This window comes from Pseudoalteromonas sp. D15MCD-2 (assembly GCF_038562745.1).
GTDB lineage: Bacteria > Pseudomonadota > Gammaproteobacteria > Enterobacterales > Alteromonadaceae > Pseudoalteromonas.
The window spans coordinates 1,916,375-1,933,117 of the sequence record NZ_JBCFQE010000001.1 but is presented as its reverse complement, the minus strand read 5'-3'; the positions used below and the strand labels follow the sequence as shown (position 1 = coordinate 1,933,117).

General features: G+C 40.0%; 12 protein-coding genes. 9 read left to right on the top strand and 3 right to left on the bottom strand.

What is annotated here, in order from left to right:
* Positions 1-3 precede the first annotated feature (3 nt).
* From pgm to AADY36_RS08725, 5 genes are all read left to right on the top strand, one after another.
* Positions 4-1,641 (top strand): phosphoglucomutase (alpha-D-glucose-1,6-bisphosphate-dependent), encoded by a 1,638-nt coding sequence (pgm, locus tag AADY36_RS08745; protein ID WP_054561422.1) that lies wholly within the window; start codon positions 4-6, stop codon positions 1,639-1,641.
* A 79-nt stretch (positions 1,642-1,720) separates the two neighbouring features.
* A complete protein-coding gene (gene astE, locus AADY36_RS08740; protein WP_054561423.1) occupies positions 1,721-2,776 on the top strand; it encodes a succinylglutamate desuccinylase in 1,056 nt (351 codons plus the stop codon).
* A gap of 270 nt (positions 2,777-3,046) precedes the next feature.
* Positions 3,047-4,261: a thiamine pyrophosphate-dependent dehydrogenase E1 component subunit alpha gene (locus tag AADY36_RS08735; RefSeq protein WP_054561424.1), complete on the top strand. Its 1,215-nt coding sequence runs from the start codon at positions 3,047-3,049 to the stop codon at positions 4,259-4,261.
* Positions 4,261-5,238 (top strand): alpha-ketoacid dehydrogenase subunit beta, encoded by a 978-nt coding sequence (locus AADY36_RS08730; RefSeq protein WP_054561425.1) that lies wholly within the window; start codon positions 4,261-4,263, stop codon positions 5,236-5,238. Before AADY36_RS08735 ends, AADY36_RS08730 begins: the two co-directional genes overlap by 1 nt.
* 8 nt (positions 5,239-5,246) lie before the next feature.
* Positions 5,247-6,818, top strand: a complete 1,572-nt coding sequence (locus AADY36_RS08725; RefSeq protein ID WP_055198348.1) for a dihydrolipoyllysine-residue acetyltransferase — start codon at positions 5,247-5,249, stop codon at positions 6,816-6,818.
* 61 nt (positions 6,819-6,879) lie between these two features.
* Here the strand turns inward: AADY36_RS08725 and AADY36_RS08720 are convergent, their stop codons facing one another.
* Both AADY36_RS08720 and AADY36_RS08715 read right to left on the bottom strand, forming a co-directional pair.
* The gene (locus tag AADY36_RS08720; RefSeq protein ID WP_054561427.1) at positions 6,880-8,052 is read right to left on the bottom strand and encodes a putative manganese transporter; all 1,173 of its coding nucleotides are present in this window, start codon (positions 8,050-8,052) and stop codon (positions 6,880-6,882) included.
* 71 nt (positions 8,053-8,123) lie between these two features.
* Positions 8,124-9,749, bottom strand: a complete 1,626-nt coding sequence (locus AADY36_RS08715) for a M28 family metallopeptidase (protein ID WP_054553919.1) — start codon at positions 9,747-9,749, stop codon at positions 8,124-8,126.
* A gap of 110 nt (positions 9,750-9,859) precedes the next feature.
* On the opposite strand from AADY36_RS08715, the gene AADY36_RS08710 reads away from it, so the two are divergent.
* The 4 genes from AADY36_RS08710 (at position 9,860) to AADY36_RS08695 (ending at position 15,869) form a co-directional block, all read left to right on the top strand.
* Positions 9,860-10,672, top strand: a complete 813-nt coding sequence (locus AADY36_RS08710) for a DUF3025 domain-containing protein (RefSeq protein ID WP_055021818.1) — start codon at positions 9,860-9,862, stop codon at positions 10,670-10,672.
* Entirely contained in the window at positions 10,669-11,457 is a 789-nt protein-coding gene (locus tag AADY36_RS08705) for an ABC transporter ATP-binding protein (RefSeq protein WP_054561430.1), read from the top strand. Before AADY36_RS08710 ends, AADY36_RS08705 begins: the two co-directional genes overlap by 4 nt.
* Positions 11,450-12,658 (top strand): ABC transporter permease subunit, encoded by a 1,209-nt coding sequence (locus tag AADY36_RS08700; protein WP_054553916.1) that lies wholly within the window; start codon positions 11,450-11,452, stop codon positions 12,656-12,658. The genes AADY36_RS08705 and AADY36_RS08700 overlap by 8 nt, the downstream gene beginning before the upstream one ends.
* A gap of 172 nt (positions 12,659-12,830) precedes the next feature.
* Positions 12,831-15,869 carry an ATP-binding protein gene (locus AADY36_RS08695; protein ID WP_342408866.1) on the top strand — a complete coding sequence of 1,013 codons (3,039 nt, stop codon included), beginning with the start codon at positions 12,831-12,833 and terminating at the stop codon, positions 15,867-15,869.
* On the opposite strand, the gene AADY36_RS08690 is transcribed toward AADY36_RS08695, so the two are convergent.
* Positions 15,866-16,699, bottom strand: a complete 834-nt coding sequence (locus AADY36_RS08690) for a UDP-2,3-diacylglucosamine diphosphatase (RefSeq protein WP_054561432.1) — start codon at positions 16,697-16,699, stop codon at positions 15,866-15,868. The genes AADY36_RS08695 and AADY36_RS08690 overlap by 4 nt on opposite strands.
* Positions 16,700-16,743 lie beyond the last annotated feature (44 nt).

Here is a 16,743-nt window from a genome sequence, read left to right as displayed (position 1 = left end):
AATATGGCGATTCATCCAGATGCAGGTAAACCTGCACCGCAATCAAGCTTAGTGAATGTACCAAAACTGATCTCGGCTTATTACTTAAATGAACCTGACCTAGAACAAAACCCAGAGCATTGTGTTGCTTTTGGGACGTCTGGCCATCGTGGTTGTTCGTTCGATGTAAAATTTAATGAATCGCATATTTTAGCGATCACTCAAGCAATTTGTGATTACCGTAAAGAAAACAATATTTTTGGTCCACTTTTCTTAGGTAAAGATACACATGCATTGAGTGAAGCGGCTTTTAACTCTGCTATTGAAGTACTTGTTGCAAACGAAGTGCAAGTCATTGCACAAGAAAATGACGATTACACACCAACGCCGGTGATCAGTCATGCTGTTGTTTGCCATAACAAAGAAAACCCAAATGAACTTGCTGATGGTATTGTGGTAACTCCTTCACATAATCCGCCAGAAGACGGTGGTTTTAAATATAACCCGCCAAATGGTGGACCTGCAGATACTGATGTGACTAAGTGGATTGAAGACAGAGCAAATCAATTACTTTTAGAAGACTTAGTTGAGGTAGAGTTATTTCCATATGCTAAAGCATCACGTTCTGGTTTTATTAAGTACCAAGACTTAATTACCCCTTATGTTGATGACTTAGTTAATATCGTTAATCTAAAAGCAATTAGCGATGCGAAAATCAAAATTGGTGTTGATCCACTTGGTGGTTCTGGTATCAACTTTTGGCCAGTCATTGCAGAAAAATATAATTTAGACTTAACGGTCGTAAATGAGTCTGTTGACCCAACATTTTCGTTCATGCCTTTAGATAAAGACGGCAAAATCCGTATGGATTGCTCTTCTCCTTATGCAATGACAAACCTTATTGCATTAAAAGATGACTATGATATCGGTATTGGTAACGACCCTGATTATGACCGCCATGGTATTGTTACGCCTGACGGTTTAATGAATCCAAATCACTTTTTAGCAGTTGCGATTGACTACTTATTAAATAACCGCGAATGGTCAAAAGATGTCGCAATTGGTAAAACACTGGTATCAAGCGGCATGATTGATAAAGTTGTTGCACGTAATAACCGTGAAGTAAAAGAAGTACCGGTAGGCTTTAAATGGTTTGTAGAAGGTCTAAGCAAAGGTACCCTTGCTTTTGGTGGTGAAGAAAGTGCAGGGGCGTCATTCTTACGTTTTGATGGAACAGTTTGGAACACTGATAAAGATGGTTTCATCTTAGGTCTACTTGCTGCTGAAATTTTAGCTGTAACAGGTAAAACACCTTCACAGCTTTATAAAGAACTTGAACAAGAGTTCGGTGCGCCTATTTATAAACGTATTGATGCGCCAGCTAGTGCTGAGCAAAAATCACGTTTAAAAGCGTTATCAGCTGATGATGTAACTGCAAGTACATTAGCGGGTGATGCTATTACGCAAAAATTAACCCATGCCCCTGGTAATAACGCTGCTATCGGCGGTTTAAAAGTTGTTACTGAAAACGGTTGGTTTGCTGCACGCCCATCTGGCACTGAAGACATTTATAAAATTTACCTTGAATCATTCAAAGGTGAAGAACATCTAGCATTATTAGAAAAAGAAGCGAAAAAGCTGGTTGATTCAGTAATTAGCTAATTTCTTTTTTACCTATTAAAACGGCTGAGATTCTCAGCCGTTTTTGTATTCTACTCTCACGCATTTTTAGGATAGAACAATGAGCTATTCAACTCCTTCATATCTCGAAGAATTAAAAAGTACTGGCGACTTTTTAACCTTGACCCGCAACAATGAATTTTCACTAGAACCTTGTGCATTTACCCTTACAAACGGTACTGATGTCACTGTTCACGACACGGGTATCATTGAGTTTCAACCTGCACAGCAAACAAACAAAGATATTGTACTTTCAAGTGCGGTACATGGTAACGAAACTGCGCCAATTGAAATTTGCGATCAATTAATCAAGTCAATCATTACAGAACAACTTACCTTGAAGCAGCGTGTACTGTTTATTTATGGTAATCCTAAATCTATTAATATCGGTAAGCGTTTTGTAGATGAAAACTTAAACCGTTTGTTTAATGGTCATCATACTGTTGAAGGCATTGCTTCTAACCCTGAGCGAGTTCGTGCAAAGCTACTTGAAGACGTGGTTACTGATTTCTTTGCTAGAGGCAACCAAGACAGTGAGCGTTTTCATTATGATCTTCACACTGCAATTCGTGGCTCTAAAAATGAAAAGTTTGCAGTGTATCCTTTCTTACATGGTAAACCGTGGAAAAAATCACAACTGCAATTTTTACTTAGCTGTGGCGTAAACACGGTACTAATGATGAAATCAGCGGCAACTACCTTCAGTTACTACTCGTCGTTTGTACATGGAGCTGACTCATTTACGGTAGAACTTGGCCAAGTAAAACCATTTGGCGAAAATGACATGTCGCGATTTGAGAAAACCAAACAAACCTTAACTGCATTAATTAGTCAAGAATCTGTTGAATATAAAGAATTCAATGCAGAGGATTTCGAGTTGTTTTCAGTATATAGAACAATAAACCGTACTTGCGAAGACTTTAGTTTTCCATTTGCTGATGATGTGGAAAATTTCACCGGTTTCGCAAAGGGTGAATTAATGGCAGTTGATGGTCAGACCAGATATGAAGCGGAAGTAGATGGTGAAGCTATTATCTTCCCAAACGCTGATGTAGCCTTAGGTCAGCGCGCTTTGCTTACAGTTATTCCAATGCAAGTTGATAGCAACTTTATTTAAAATCTCTGCATTAACACCCATCTATATTTAGTTAACTATATGACTATAAAGAACTTATCTTGTTGTATAGTTAACTTTCCATGCGTTTTTAGCCATTTGTCATCTATTCGTCTATGATTAGTTGAATAACAACTTACGTTAACGTAAAGTGACGGCAGTTTAATTTAATTAGATTGAATATTGCGCAAACTTTATCCTTACAGCTCATGCTGATTAAAAATATAATTAAGGGCAGTAGCGTAGGTTTCTGACAACGAAAGAAGGTAGGTTATGAGTAATCCAAATAACGTATCGCTAAACATTAATCATGAACTGTCATTTATTGATGGTCACGCATTAACGATTCCTACATTAAGTATTCTTAATGAGGAAGGCGACATCTACGAAGGTGCAACCGCACCTGATATCGACAAAGCAACGGCAATCCGCCTATATGAAACAATGCGTTTTATTAGAGCACTTGATGAGCGTATGCAAGCAGCACAGCGTCAAGGCCGTGTTAGCTTTTATATGCAATGTCTAGGCGAAGAAGCGGCTGTAACAGCATCAGCTGCAGCGCTTGATCAAAACGATATGATCATGGCCCAATACCGTGAGCAAGCAGCTTTACGTTATCGTGGTTTTAGCCTTGACCAATTCATGAATCAAATGTTCTCAAATGAAAAAGATTTGGGTAAAGGTCGTCAAATGCCAATTCACTATGGCTCACGCGAACTTAACTACATGACTATTTCATCACCGCTTGGTACACAAATTCCGCAAGCAACAGGTTATGCATATGGCCAAAAAGTTCGTCATATTGATGCCCAAACAGGTGAGTTAAACAGCACTATTGATAACATCACTATTTGTTACTTTGGTGAAGGCGCTGCATCTGAAGGTGATTTCCATGCTGGTTTAAATATGGCCGCAGTTCATGAAGCACCGGTAATTTTCTTTGCCCGTAACAATGGTTATGCGATTTCTACACCTGCTGACGAGCAATTTAAAGGTGATGGTATTGCATCACGTGGTGTTGGCTATGGCATTAAAACAATCCGTGTTGACGGTGCTGATGCACTTGCTGTTTATGCAGCAACGAAAAAAGCCCGTGAAATTGCGACTACCAAAGGTGAACCTGTTTTAATTGAATCGATTGCCTATCGTCTAGGCGCTCACTCAACCAGTGACGATCCAAGCGGTTACCGTACAAAAGATGAAGAAGCAAAACATAAAGGCTGTCCAATCGAGCGTTTCCGTAAGTGGCTATTAAAGCAAGGTTGGTTAGACGAAGCGCAAGACGCAAAAGACAAAGAAACTATTCGTGAAGAAATTTTAGCAGCCCTTAAACGCGCTGAAAAAGTTGAAAAGCCAGCATTAGAAGACCTTATTTCTGATGTTTATGATAAGCCAATCCCATCACTGCAAAAACAATATGAAGAACTAAAAGAGCACATTTTGCAGCATCCTGATGCTTATCCAACAACTGCAGGGAGATTAAAGTAATGGCTAAAATGAACATGCTTCATGCAATTAACTCTGCCCTTGATATCACCATGGCAGAGCATCCAAATGCATGTATTTTCGGTGAAGACGTTGGTTATTTTGGTGGTGTATTCCGTGCTACATCTGGCTTACAAGAAAAATATGGTAAGCATCGTGTGTTCAATACACCGTTAACTGAGCAAGGTATTTTAGGTTTTGCAAATGGTTTAGCGGCGTTTGGTGCCCCTGCATTAGCTGAAATTCAGTTTGCAGATTATATTTTCCCTGCATTTGACCAAATCGTGAATGAATCAGCTAAGTTCCGTTACCGTAGTGGTAATGAATTTAATGTTGGCAATCTAACAATTCGTACACCGTACGGTGGTGGTATTGCAGGCGGCTTATATCACTCACAATCACCAGAAGCTTATTTTGCTCACACACCGGGTTTAAAGTTGGTGGTGCCACGTAACCCATACCAAGCAAAAGGTTTGCTTCGTGCATCGATTAAAGATGATAACCCTGTTATTTTCTTTGAGCCGAAACGTTTGTACCGTGCATCAACAGGTGAAGTTCCAGAAGAAGATTACAGCATCGAGCTCGGTAAAGCTGAAATCGTGCAAGAAGGTACTGATGTCACTGTACTTGCTTGGGGTGCTCAGATGGAAATTATCGAAGACGCCGCTAAAAAAGCTGCAGAGCAAGGTATTAGTTGTGAAGTGATCGACTTACGTACCATTTTACCATGGGATGTTGAGACCATTGCTCAATCAGTGACTAAAACAGGCCGTTTAGTGGTAAGCCACGAGGCACCAATCACGAATGGTTTTGGTGCGGAAATCGTTGCAACAATTCAACAAGAGTGTTTCTTACACCTTGAATCGCCAATTGCTCGCGTGTGTGGTTTAGATACGCCATACCCATTAGCACTTGAAAAAGAATATGTGCCGGATGCACTTAAAGTGCTTGCTGCGATTAAGCAATCAGTAGAGTTTTAGGAGTCAGTATGTCTAAAGATTTTATCTTGCCAGATATCGGCGAAGGCATCGTAGAGTGTGAAATTGTTGAATGGTTAGTTGCAGAAGGCGATTCTGTAAAAGAAGACCAGCCTATTTGTGATGTTATGACCGACAAGGCGCTTGTGCAAATTCCTGCTGTTCATGATGGTGTGATCAGTAAGCTTTATTATGCAAAAGGGGATATTGCGAAAGTACATGCACCATTATTTGCAATGGATGTTGATGGCGAAGCACCAACACAAAGCGAAGAAGTGCAAGCTCCTGCAACTCCAACTGAAGCATCATCTGAGGCGGGTGAGCACTTAGAAGATTTCATTTTACCAGATATCGGTGAAGGTATCGTTGAGTGTGAAATCGTTGAGTGGTTAGTGAGTGAAGGCGATGAAATCGTAGAAGACCAAGCTGTGTGTGATGTAATGACAGACAAAGCATTGGTGCAAATTCCGGCTAAATACACAGGTAAAGTTGAAAAGCTTTATTATCAAAAAGGTGATATTGCAGCGGTTCACAGCCCATTATTCCAAATGAGCATTGCAGGCCAAAGTGCAGAGCCAGATGTAAGTTCTGCGGTAGTTAAAGCACAAACAAATGCAGCAACTAAACCTTCGCAGAAGTCTGCGACTTCAGCAAACTCTAGCAAACAACTGAATAAGAAAGCTGTTGCTTCACCTGCTGTTCGTCGTAAAGCCCGCGAACTTGATGTTGATTTAACACAAGTGCCAGGCTCTGGTAAAAATGGCCGTATTTATAAGCAAGATATCGAAGATTTCTTGAATGAAACACCAAGCCAAGCAGCATCACAACAAACTGCGCCAAAAGCGGCAGAGCCTGTCTCAACTGTGGCGTCTTCTAGTGGCAATCGCGTAGAGCCTATTAAAGGCATTAAAGCGGCAATGGCTAAGCAAATGGTTGCTTCAGTTTCGACAATTCCTCACTTTACTTTCTGTGATGAAATTGACCTAACTAAACTAATTGCAATGCGCAGTGAGCTTAAAGAGCAGTATAAGCAACAGGGCGTTAAGCTCACTATGATGCCGTTCTTTATCAAAGCACTGTCGTTAGCGATTAAGCAATTCCCAGTACTAAACTCGCAAGTAAATGATGATTGCAGTGAGCTAACTTACTTTGATGATCATAACATCGGTATGGCGGTTGATTCTAAGATTGGTTTACTCGTACCAAACATTAAATCATGTCAGTCAAAGAGTATCGTAGATGTTGCAAACGAAGTGACTCGTTTAACTGAAGCAGCACGTGATGGTCGTGTTTCACCGGATGATTTGAAAGGCGGCACTATTAGCATTTCTAACATCGGTGCGATTGGCGGCACAATTGCAACCCCGATCATCAATAAACCTGAGGTAGCTATTGTTGCTTTAGGCAAACTGCAGCATTTACCTCGCTTTGATGCACAAGGCAATGTCGTTTCAGCTGCTATTATGCAAGTAAGCTGGTCTGGAGACCACCGAGTGATTGATGGCGGTACAATTGCCCGTTTCAATAACTTATGGAAGTCTTACTTAGAAGACCCTGCAAAAATGATGATGGCGATGAGCTAACATTAGTAAGCATTAAAAAACCAGCCTCGGCTGGTTTTTTTAATTGTAAATTTTGTATTTGCTATTTTCCGTAAAAATACAACCCATAACCGAGTAACAGCGCAGGTATTGATGAATACACCGTCGCGATTAAGGCCGCTTTTGGTGCTAATGCGATAGCTGGGAATAGGGCATCGCCGTCATTTGAAATTGCATTGGCTGTCATCGCACTAAATGGAATAATACCCTGAATATAGAGTGTCATTACGACGATTTGTGGCCCGCAGCCAGGTAATAAGCCAATAGCCACAGCCACCAGCGGTGCAAGATAAGCATACTCAGAAAACCAGGCTGTTAAATCAACACCGACTAGGTTAACGAGAATTTCAAACAGCATAAAACTGGCAACAACCCAGGCAGTAACAAAGTGTGTGTCCATTAATACTTTCGTGAGCTTTGAGGGAGGTGTGCAAGGCGCTTCTTCACTGGTTACTTGCTTATAACTGCTGCCTTTAGAAGACAGAGACCACACAACCACGGTGAATAGCGCCATGATTGAGCCAAACAGGGTGACGCCAGTATTAACGCTTTGACTAAATTCGCTAAGGTCAGAATTGGTAGCTATGACAGAAGCAATAATCAAGCTTGGTACTAGGGTAAACTTCCAAATAGGGCGACTAAATTTCAAAGCGCTTGGTTGGCATTGTGGCTGCTCAGTATATTCACTTGCTTCGTCAGGTTGAAATTTATCTGGGCTATGAAATGTATTAACTATCTGACCGCTAATAATACCTACAGCAACACCGATTAACATCATTAATAAACCATCAAGCGGGCGGGTTGCTAACAGTAAAAAGGCGGCATCGCCCATGGTTGCGGTTAAGACAGCAACAACAGAGCCAAAGCTAGCCTGCTTTTTAGTAAATTGGGTTACCACAATAATGGCACCCCCACAGCCAGGCAAAGCACCTAAAATAGATGCAAAGCTCACCTCTAGAATGCCTGATTTAGCACGTAAATAGCTAAGCTGTAATTGAGGAAGTCGATCAATAAGGTAGTAATAGATTAATAAGGTGGCTGCAACAAATACAGATACTTGAAAAAAAGCATCACTAAGCGCTTGTAGGGTGAATTCTCGGCTTGCAGGTACCGCTAAAGAAATCAGTAATAAAAGGGGTAAAATTAAGCGTTTATTGTCCGTAATGTAACACCTCGCTTTATTAGGAATAAACCTCGTTTGTGTTAGTGAGAGCATACAGTGCAACCTAAAAATTAATCAGGTTACACTGTATTACGATTTTAAATGAAAATCAATCTCATTTGTATCTATTTGCGTTGGAACTCAGAAGTGGCATTCCAGGTCGGCCACTCTTTACGTTCTGAGATATCAAAACCTACTTGATAGAATAACTGAAGGTCCTGAACGGCACCTGATAAATCCCATTCATCACGGTAACGGTCGCAAGGCTGATGATAACAACCACGAAGCACTAAGCTCATACGCTTACGGTAATTAGCCGTTTCTTCGTCAAGAGCTTCACTACCACCACCGGCATACATTGCTGGTACACCCATGTTTGCAAATGCAAAGTGATCAGAGCGGTAATAACCACCTGAAGACGGTTTAGGATCACCAGATACTGTACGACCTTGAGCTTTTGCAGCTGTTTCTAGCAGGCTATCCATTTCTGATTTGCCAATACCAACAACACTGATGTCTTTTACTTTACCTAATAGGTTTAAGCTATCCATATTGATGTTAGCAACCGTTTGTGATGCTGGGATCACTGGGTTTGCAGCATAATATTTCGAGCCAAGTAAACCTTGTTCTTCAGCAGTAACGGCTAAGAAAGTCATTGAACGGCTAGGGTGCTCAGGTAAAGTAGCGAATGCTTCAGCAACTTCTATTAAACCAGCAGTACCCGTTGCATTATCATGGGCACCATTATAGATTTGGTCGCCTTTGCGGGTTTTATCAGTACCAAGGTGATCCCAGTGAGCTGAATAAATGATGTGCTCGTCTGGCTTTTCGCTACCCGGTAACGTCGCGATGAAATTATACGAAATTGACTTTTTGATTGTGTTATTTACTTCAACACTTGCTGTTAGGTCGCCCATATCAACATGGTAAGCGCCTTTTGCCGCATTAGCTTTCATTGTGTCGAAATCTAAGCCTGCTTTTGTGAAAAGCTCTTTAGCAACATCAGTTGTTACCCAGCCTTCAACAGCAACACGGTCCATGTTGTTATTTTCTTTTTGGAAACCAAATTGCTCACCGCTCCAAGAGTTTTCAACAACTGACCATGGGTAAGAAGCCGGTGCGGTTTCGTGAATGATAATCGCACCTGCTGCACCTTGACGGCTTGCTTCTTCATATTTGTATGTCCAACGACCGTAATAGGTCATGGCATCGCCGGTGAATAAATCAGGGTTTTTCGTCGCAAAACCAGGATCGTTTACCAGCATAACAACTGTTTTGCCTTTAACATCTAGGCCTTCGTAGTCGTTCCAGTTGTATTCTGGTGCATTAACACCGTAGCCAACGAATACTAATTCAGAATCTTTAATGCTTTGCTTAGCACTAATACGGCTGCTACCCATTACCATATCTTTTTTGTATTGGTAATCTTTGCCGCCAATGGTAAGTACCATGTCTGAATCAGCTTCTAGTGAAACAAGCGGTACTTCTTGTAAGAAGCTATCACCGTTACCCGGCTCAAAACCCAATGCTTTAAATTGGTCGGTTAAATAGGCAAGCGTTAGCTCTTCACCTTTAGATGATGGTGCACGGCCACCGAACTCATCAGAGGCAAGCACTTTAATATGCTCTGCTAATTGCTCTGAATTAATGCTTTGATAGGCTTTTTCGACATCACTTGATGTGATACTTGTTGAAGCACAGCCCGCAAGGATGGCACTTGCAAGGACTGTCATTGGAAAATAGCGTTTCATAATAGCTCTTTTTTTGTTTTATGGTGGTATTAGTATATGAGGTTCTATTAATGAGAACCAGTTTTTACGGTAAACTACCCACAATACATCAAGAAGTTAAAAAATAAGCAATGAAACGATTTACTGCTCCCGAGCAATGGTCAACACAATACCTGACAACGGGTGCTTTTAGTGACCTAGCGACGCTATTTAATTTAGATAAACTGTCAGATTGGCCATCTTGCCAGTGGTTTAATCAATATCTAAATGCGAAAACTACACAGGGCAAAGCCATAACCTTTGTTGAAGATGAAAAGTTTGCTGATGAAACCCGTTATTATGAGCAAATCATATTTGAGACAGGGCAAGTACCAACAAGACAACAAAATTGGCATGACCTTTTTGGTGGCTTTATTTGGTGTTTATTTCCAAAAACCAAAGCGCTGATTAATCATCAGCATATCGAAGAAATTAAACTGCATGGTCTAAAAGAGCGTAGTAAACACCGAAATGCGCTTACTTTATTTGACGAATGCGGTGTGGTACTGGCAATTACTGAGCAAAGCTGGCAGCAGCAATTACGCGACCACCAATGGCAGCAAGCCTTTGTAGAACAACGTGAACATTGGGGTAAAAGCATTAGGCCATTTATGTTTGGTCATGCTAACTACGAAATGCTCACTCAGCCGTATATTGGTTTAACGGGTAAAGCATTATTTGTAATTGTTCCTGATGACATATTTTGTAAAGATTTAAGCGAGCAATATGCGTATCTAGATCAACGTCTTTATGAGATGATAAAGCTTGATGATTGTTTGCGTGATAATAAAAACTTATCACCCTTACCCTTGTTAGGCGTACCAGGATGGTGGACTGACAATGAAGATCCAGAATTTTACAGTAACACTGATTACTTTAGACCGAAACGAAGGAAACGCACATGATTGAAGTGGCAGGGCTTAAAAAGAAGTTTAAGCTAACAAAAGATCATAAAAAAAATAAAACGGACAACGTAGACCCCCGTGAAGATAAAGAGTTTTTTCATTCTGTAAGAGACGTCAGCTTTCAATGTAACAAAGGTGAAGTACTCGGTTTACTCGGCCCAAATGGTGCCGGTAAAACAACCACCCTTAGAATGATTTCAACAGCCTTAAAACCAGATGAAGGCAGCATTACCATCTCTGGTCACGATATCGTTAAAAAGCCATTGGTTGGCCGCAAATCAATTGGATTTCTGTCAGGTAGTACCGGCTTATATGGGCGTTTAACAGTTAAAGAAAACGTTGAATACTTTGCCCGTTTACATGGCATGAGTAAAAAAGCGGTAGCCGCTCGTTGTGATGAGCTATTCACCTTACTTGATATGCACAGCTTTATTGATAAACGCGCCGAAAACCTTTCAACAGGTATGAAGCAAAAAGCCAATATTGCCCGTGCTGTTGTTCATCATCCTGATGTGGTTATTCTTGATGAGCCGACAACTGGTTTAGATATTATGACTACGCAAACCGTAATTAACTTTATTCGCGGCCTTAAAGAGCAGGGCACACCAGTTATTTTCTCAACGCACCATTTAGATGAAGTTGCCTTACTTTGTGACCGTGTTGCAGTGATAAACCAAGGAATTAGTTGCTTTGATGGCACCTTAGATGAGTTTAAACAAACAGGTCAAAGTGAAGAATTAAACCAAGCGTTTATGAATATTTTAACGGAGAGCCGTGATGTTTGAAGTATTTAAAAAGGAATTAAAAGAGCTATTACGTGACCGTAAAACATTGATATTCGTTGTTGCACTACCGGTTGCTATCTTCCCACTTTTATTTGCTGTTATGGCCTTTATTAGTTCACAAGCGGCGTTAGAGGCAGAACAAGAGGTCCATACTTACGCTATTATCAATGGTAATTACGCGCAAGATTTTACAGATAAGGTGTTTTACCATAAGAGCTTTGCTTTATATAAAGGCGACGAAACCTTTAATACGGTAGAAGATCTCACTAAAGCGGTAAAAGCAGGCACCATAGACATGGGTATCTATTTACCGTCAGACGCTAAGCAAACGTTAGATGATGCAAAGCAAAGCGAATGGCAAGTTGTGTATAACGACGCAAAAGCAATTAACTTCCTATTTGACCGTGTAAAAGAACTGGCAAAAGAATATGGCGATACGCTGCGTACAAACAAACTATTAAGCTTTGGTGTATCAGAAGAGCAACAAGCTGCCATTATCGAGCCTATTAAAGTTGTGAAGGTCGACACTGCAGATAAACGTGAAAATCTTGGCGAGAAAATAGGTGGGTTTATTCCTTATCTACTTATTCCTCTGGTATTGATGGGCGCAACGTATCCGGCGATTGATTTAGGAGCTGGGGAAAAAGAGCGCGGTACCCTCGAAACCCTTCTACTTACACCAATCACCCGTACACAGCTGGTGTTAGGTAAGTTTGTAACCTTACTTGCTTCTTCTATTGCAACAACCACCATTACTGTACTCAGTATGGGTGTATGGATATCAGTGGCCATTGCATTTGTAGATTTAGCAGTTGTTAAAAACGCATTTAGCTCTTTAACCGTATTAGATTTAGGGCTGATTTTTGTGTTGTTATTACCTATTGCCGCAATCTTCTCATCATTAGCGTTGGCTATTTCAATTTATGCGCGAACCTTTAAAGAAGCGCAAAACTACATGGCACCACTTAGCATGGGTGTAATTTTCCCAATTATGGTTGCCTTGATGCCAAATGTTGAACTGACGAGCAAAACTGCTTTTATTCCTGTTACAAATGTAGCTTTGGCAATCAAAGAAATTATTAAAGGTACAGTTGATTACACACTCGTGGGTTTAATTTTCTTAGCGACAGTGATTGTGGCAGGTGCATTACTCGCGTTTTGCGTTAAATGGTTTAATAAAGAAGATGTCTTATTTAGATAAGAGATACTGATTTTACCTAATAATAAAGCACCATTTTGGTGCTTTATTTGTTTGTAAGCCAAGCTAAGTACCTGCTAATCCTTATTAATTAATATATTTTCTGTATACTCCGCTTTTATTACTATTCTCTCCTATACTCTAAAGCAGAGTAGAAAAGAAGGCTTTCGATTCAATGGATTCTGGACATTCAGCGCATTTCTATCAACGTCACAAATTACCAATACTTGCTTTTTGTATTCTCTTGCTATTGGCAATTTTTGTAACTGTAAAGTATGAATACGACCTTAGAGAGGATGTGTTCAGCCGCACCTTTGAACAGATGCAAAGAGAGCTCGACACTAAAGAAAGTGTACTAAAAACAAGTTTAAGAGAGAATATTTCTGCACTTAACTTTTTAGATTCAACGCCGCCAGTGCTTGCAATTATGCGCGCAACCAATGATCAAAATATAGATCCCGTTTTAGGCACGCCTATCTCGGCATGGAAAGATCGCCTAGCTAAAATCTTTACTGGTTTTATGACAACAGATAAAGACTTAGCTCAGGCTCGTTATATCTACATTGCTGATAACGGCAAAGAGGTTGTACGCGTTGATAGTGTGAATAAACATCTCTTTAGAATTAGTGAGGAGGACTTACAACACAAAGGCCAACGTGATTACATGCAAATTACGGCAAAGCTTGAAAATGGTCAAATCTACTTATCACCAATTAACTACAACCGCGAAAATGGTCGTTTACAACAGCCTTATACCAGCACATACCGGATTGCAAAGCTGGTGAAAGATAACGAAGGTAAGCCCTTTGCTGTTCTTATCCTCAATTATTATGCAGAAGATCTTATTAACAAGCTAACAAGCAAATCATCAGATAAATTCTCTGTTTATCTGTTAAATGCTCAACAACAATTTATCTATCATCCAGAGGAATCATACCGTTTTAGTTTTGAGTTAGATGATCCACATTATTGGTCAGAGGAATTTAGTGCCGACCTCAAAATTAGTTCAGTTGATTTTTTTGACGTAGTAAACCTACCTGAAAAACTTTATCTAGATAAAATTATTGAGTTTAAAGATGGTGTACATATGCAGCCGTTTACACTGGCTGTCTCTATAAGCACTGATACACTGCTGAATGAAATACATCAAAAACGATTAAGGTTTATTGGCATTTTATGCTTAATCATTTTAGTTGTGCTGATGTTATTTATAATCTATCAACGTGACATCAACAGAAAAATTGAGCTCAGTTTTCTAAAAGAAAAGAACAGTAAAATTATAGAAAACTCAACAGATGCCATTATTATGGTTCAGCCAGATGGTGTTATTTGTAATGCCAATGAAACGGCAAAAACGTTTTTTGGTATAACAGAACAAACCACCCATTTTGATACATTGTTTAATTATAACGATGAAGATTTTCAAGGGATTGCACAAGCCATTAAAGAAGGGCAGCGGTGCTCGTTTGAAGCGGTTCACATCAGCGAGCTAAGCACACATTATTTCTCGATTACCATGACACCTGTTTTTGATGCAGCAAAACAGCAATATCAAATAGCGGCAATACTACGCAATATTGATTCACTTAAGTGCGCTCAACATCAACTAGAAAAGCTTAATGTGACACTAGAAGAAAAAGTGAAAAGCCGCACAGCCGAGCTCGAAAAGGCCACCGAAGAAGCATTAGCTGCAAGTAAAGCTAAAAGTGAATTTGTCGCCAATATCTCCCATGAAATCCGCACCCCGATGAATGGCGTACTTGGCATGCTCGAAATGCTTGAAGAAGAGCCATTATCTACTCAGCAAATGCAATACTTACATTATGCAAATACCAGCGCTAACTCATTGATGACACTGATTAATGACATTCTAGATTTTTCAAAAATTGAAGCTGGTAAACTTGATTTAGATAGTCACGAATTTGATGTCGTTTCAGTGTGCAGTGATTTAATAACATCGATGGCTGTTCAAGGTCAGAAAAAAGGTATTGAGATACTGTTCGATGCGCATGATATTACTCAGCGAACCGTGATGGGGGATAGCCACCGCTTAAAACAAATTCTCAATAATTTACTCAGTAATGCATTTAAGTTTACTCATAAAGGTCATGTTAGTTTAACGGTTAAGGAACAGCTGCATACAGATAAGTCGCTTTGCCTAAGCTTTGTAGTTGAAGATACAGGTATTGGTATTTCGAAAGAAAACCAAAGTAAATTGTTTGAAGTGTTTACTCAAGAGGACTCAAGTACAACACGCCATTATGGTGGCAGTGGTTTAGGCCTTTCAATAAGCCGAAAACTCGCTCAGTTGATGGGCGGTGATATTATCGTTGAAAGTGAAAAAGGCAAGGGCAGCCGCTTTTGTGCCAGTATCACAGTATCACTCAGTGCCTCATTAAAAGAGCAGGGGGCGATTACGGCTTTGAATAACAAACACGTTGGTTGTGCAGTTTTATATGATCTGCTTGGTCAAAACATAGAAACCCAATTAGAGAAAACTTGTCAGCCTCAGCCATCGAATGTTTCTCGATTAAGTGATATACCTGACAATGTTTTCAATGAGTTAGATTTACTTATCATTGATCATAAACACCCAGAACTAAACAATGTGTTGAGTTTTGCAAATAAATACTCCGACACCTGTGTATTAATTTTAGGTGTTATGGCATCACTTAAACAAAAAGAAACATTACCGAGCAATTGTACTGTTATTGCAAAACCTGTCACTCCTGATGAATTAGCCTACAAACTCGCTGTTTTATTTAATAACAATGATTCTGTTATTGAGCGTAAAAATACAGATACAAAAGAAATTATTGAGCTTGATTTAACATCTCGTTCAGTGCTTATCGTCGACGATAATATGATTAATATTGAGGTGAGCAAAGCGATCTTAAGAGATAGCTATGTTCATATTGAATCAGCCAGCGATGGTCTTGAAGCAATTGAGGTATTGAATAACAGCGAAACTCAATTTGATCTGATCTTAATGGATTGCCAAATGCCAAACTTAAATGGGTATGACTGTACCAAAGCAATCAGGCAGGGAAAAACAGGTGAGAAATACCAAGATGTGGTGATCATAGCCATGACCGCAAGCGCGATGGCTGGCGATAGAGAAAAATGCCTCAGTGTTGGTATGAACGACTATATCACCAAGCCAATTAAACAAGCCACATTGCGTAAAAAGCTCTCAATGTGGCTGAAGACTTAAGCGGCATCACGATCTTTATTAAATGCAGGTTTAGGCGTTAATGTACTAATATCAGCAGAGTGAATCACTTTTTGTGTTTCACTCCAGTGCAATAACTCAATACGGCCAGAGCTGTTTTCAACTAATGCAGTGCAGCTCTCAATCCAGTCGCCATCATTGCAATACAAAATTCCATCAACCACTTTAACGGCTGGGTGATGAATATGCCCACAAATGATGCCATCGACGGCTTGTTTTTTTGCTTCGTGGATTGCCGCTTTTTCAAATGCGTCAATTGCTTCACGTGCTTTATGCACTCGCGCTTTTATCCAAGAGGCCAATGACCAATAATTACCACCAAATAAACGGCGAATGCGATTAGTCCAACGATTTAAAAAAAGTAAAAAGTCGTATCCTGCATCGCCCGCAATACTGATTAATTTGTTGTAGCGGGTTGCTGAATCAAAATCGTCGCCATGCAACAGTAAAAACCGTTTGTTGGCTTTTGTGGTATGGATATATTGTTTATGTACTTCAATACCGAATAATGAATCATTGGCATAATGGCGAAAGGTTTCGTCGTGGTTACCCGGTATATAGATCACTCGAGTGCCATCTTTCGCTTTTTGTTGAATAAGCGCTAATACATCATAATGACTAGGGTGCCAAAAGAACTGTCGTTTCATCGACCATAAATCGACAATATCACCGACCAAATACAGAACATCGCATTCAATCGCATTTAAAAAGTCTAGTAAATACTGCGCTTGGCAGTCTTTATAACCTAAGTGAACGTCGGAAATCCAAACGGCAGGATAGTGGGTTTTACTACTGCAAGTGGTGTTATTCATGGCATTTACTCATGGTGTAATAAAGTAAATGCTAGGCAGAATCA

Excerpts from the sequence above, each read along its gene's own strand:
- pgm (WP_054561422.1), top strand. The coding sequence starts at position 4 with ATGGCGATTCATCCAGATGCAGGTAAACCTGCACCGCAATCAAGCTTA.
- astE (WP_054561423.1), top strand. The coding sequence starts at position 1,721 with ATGAGCTATTCAACTCCTTCATATCTCGAAGAATTAAAAAGTACTGGC.
- AADY36_RS08735 (WP_054561424.1), top strand. The coding sequence starts at position 3,047 with ATGAGTAATCCAAATAACGTATCGCTAAACATTAATCATGAACTGTCA.
- AADY36_RS08730 (WP_054561425.1), top strand. The coding sequence starts at position 4,261 with ATGGCTAAAATGAACATGCTTCATGCAATTAACTCTGCCCTTGATATC.
- AADY36_RS08725 (WP_055198348.1), top strand. The coding sequence starts at position 5,247 with ATGTCTAAAGATTTTATCTTGCCAGATATCGGCGAAGGCATCGTAGAG.
- AADY36_RS08720 (WP_054561427.1), bottom strand. The coding sequence starts at position 8,052 with ATGCTCTCACTAACACAAACGAGGTTTATTCCTAATAAAGCGAGGTGT.
- AADY36_RS08715 (WP_054553919.1), bottom strand. The coding sequence starts at position 9,749 with ATGAAACGCTATTTTCCAATGACAGTCCTTGCAAGTGCCATCCTTGCG.
- AADY36_RS08710 (WP_055021818.1), top strand. The coding sequence starts at position 9,860 with ATGAAACGATTTACTGCTCCCGAGCAATGGTCAACACAATACCTGACA.
- AADY36_RS08705 (WP_054561430.1), top strand. The coding sequence starts at position 10,669 with ATGATTGAAGTGGCAGGGCTTAAAAAGAAGTTTAAGCTAACAAAAGAT.
- AADY36_RS08700 (WP_054553916.1), top strand. The coding sequence starts at position 11,450 with ATGTTTGAAGTATTTAAAAAGGAATTAAAAGAGCTATTACGTGACCGT.
- AADY36_RS08695 (WP_342408866.1), top strand. The coding sequence starts at position 12,831 with ATGGATTCTGGACATTCAGCGCATTTCTATCAACGTCACAAATTACCA.
- AADY36_RS08690 (WP_054561432.1), bottom strand. The coding sequence starts at position 16,699 with ATGAATAACACCACTTGCAGTAGTAAAACCCACTATCCTGCCGTTTGG.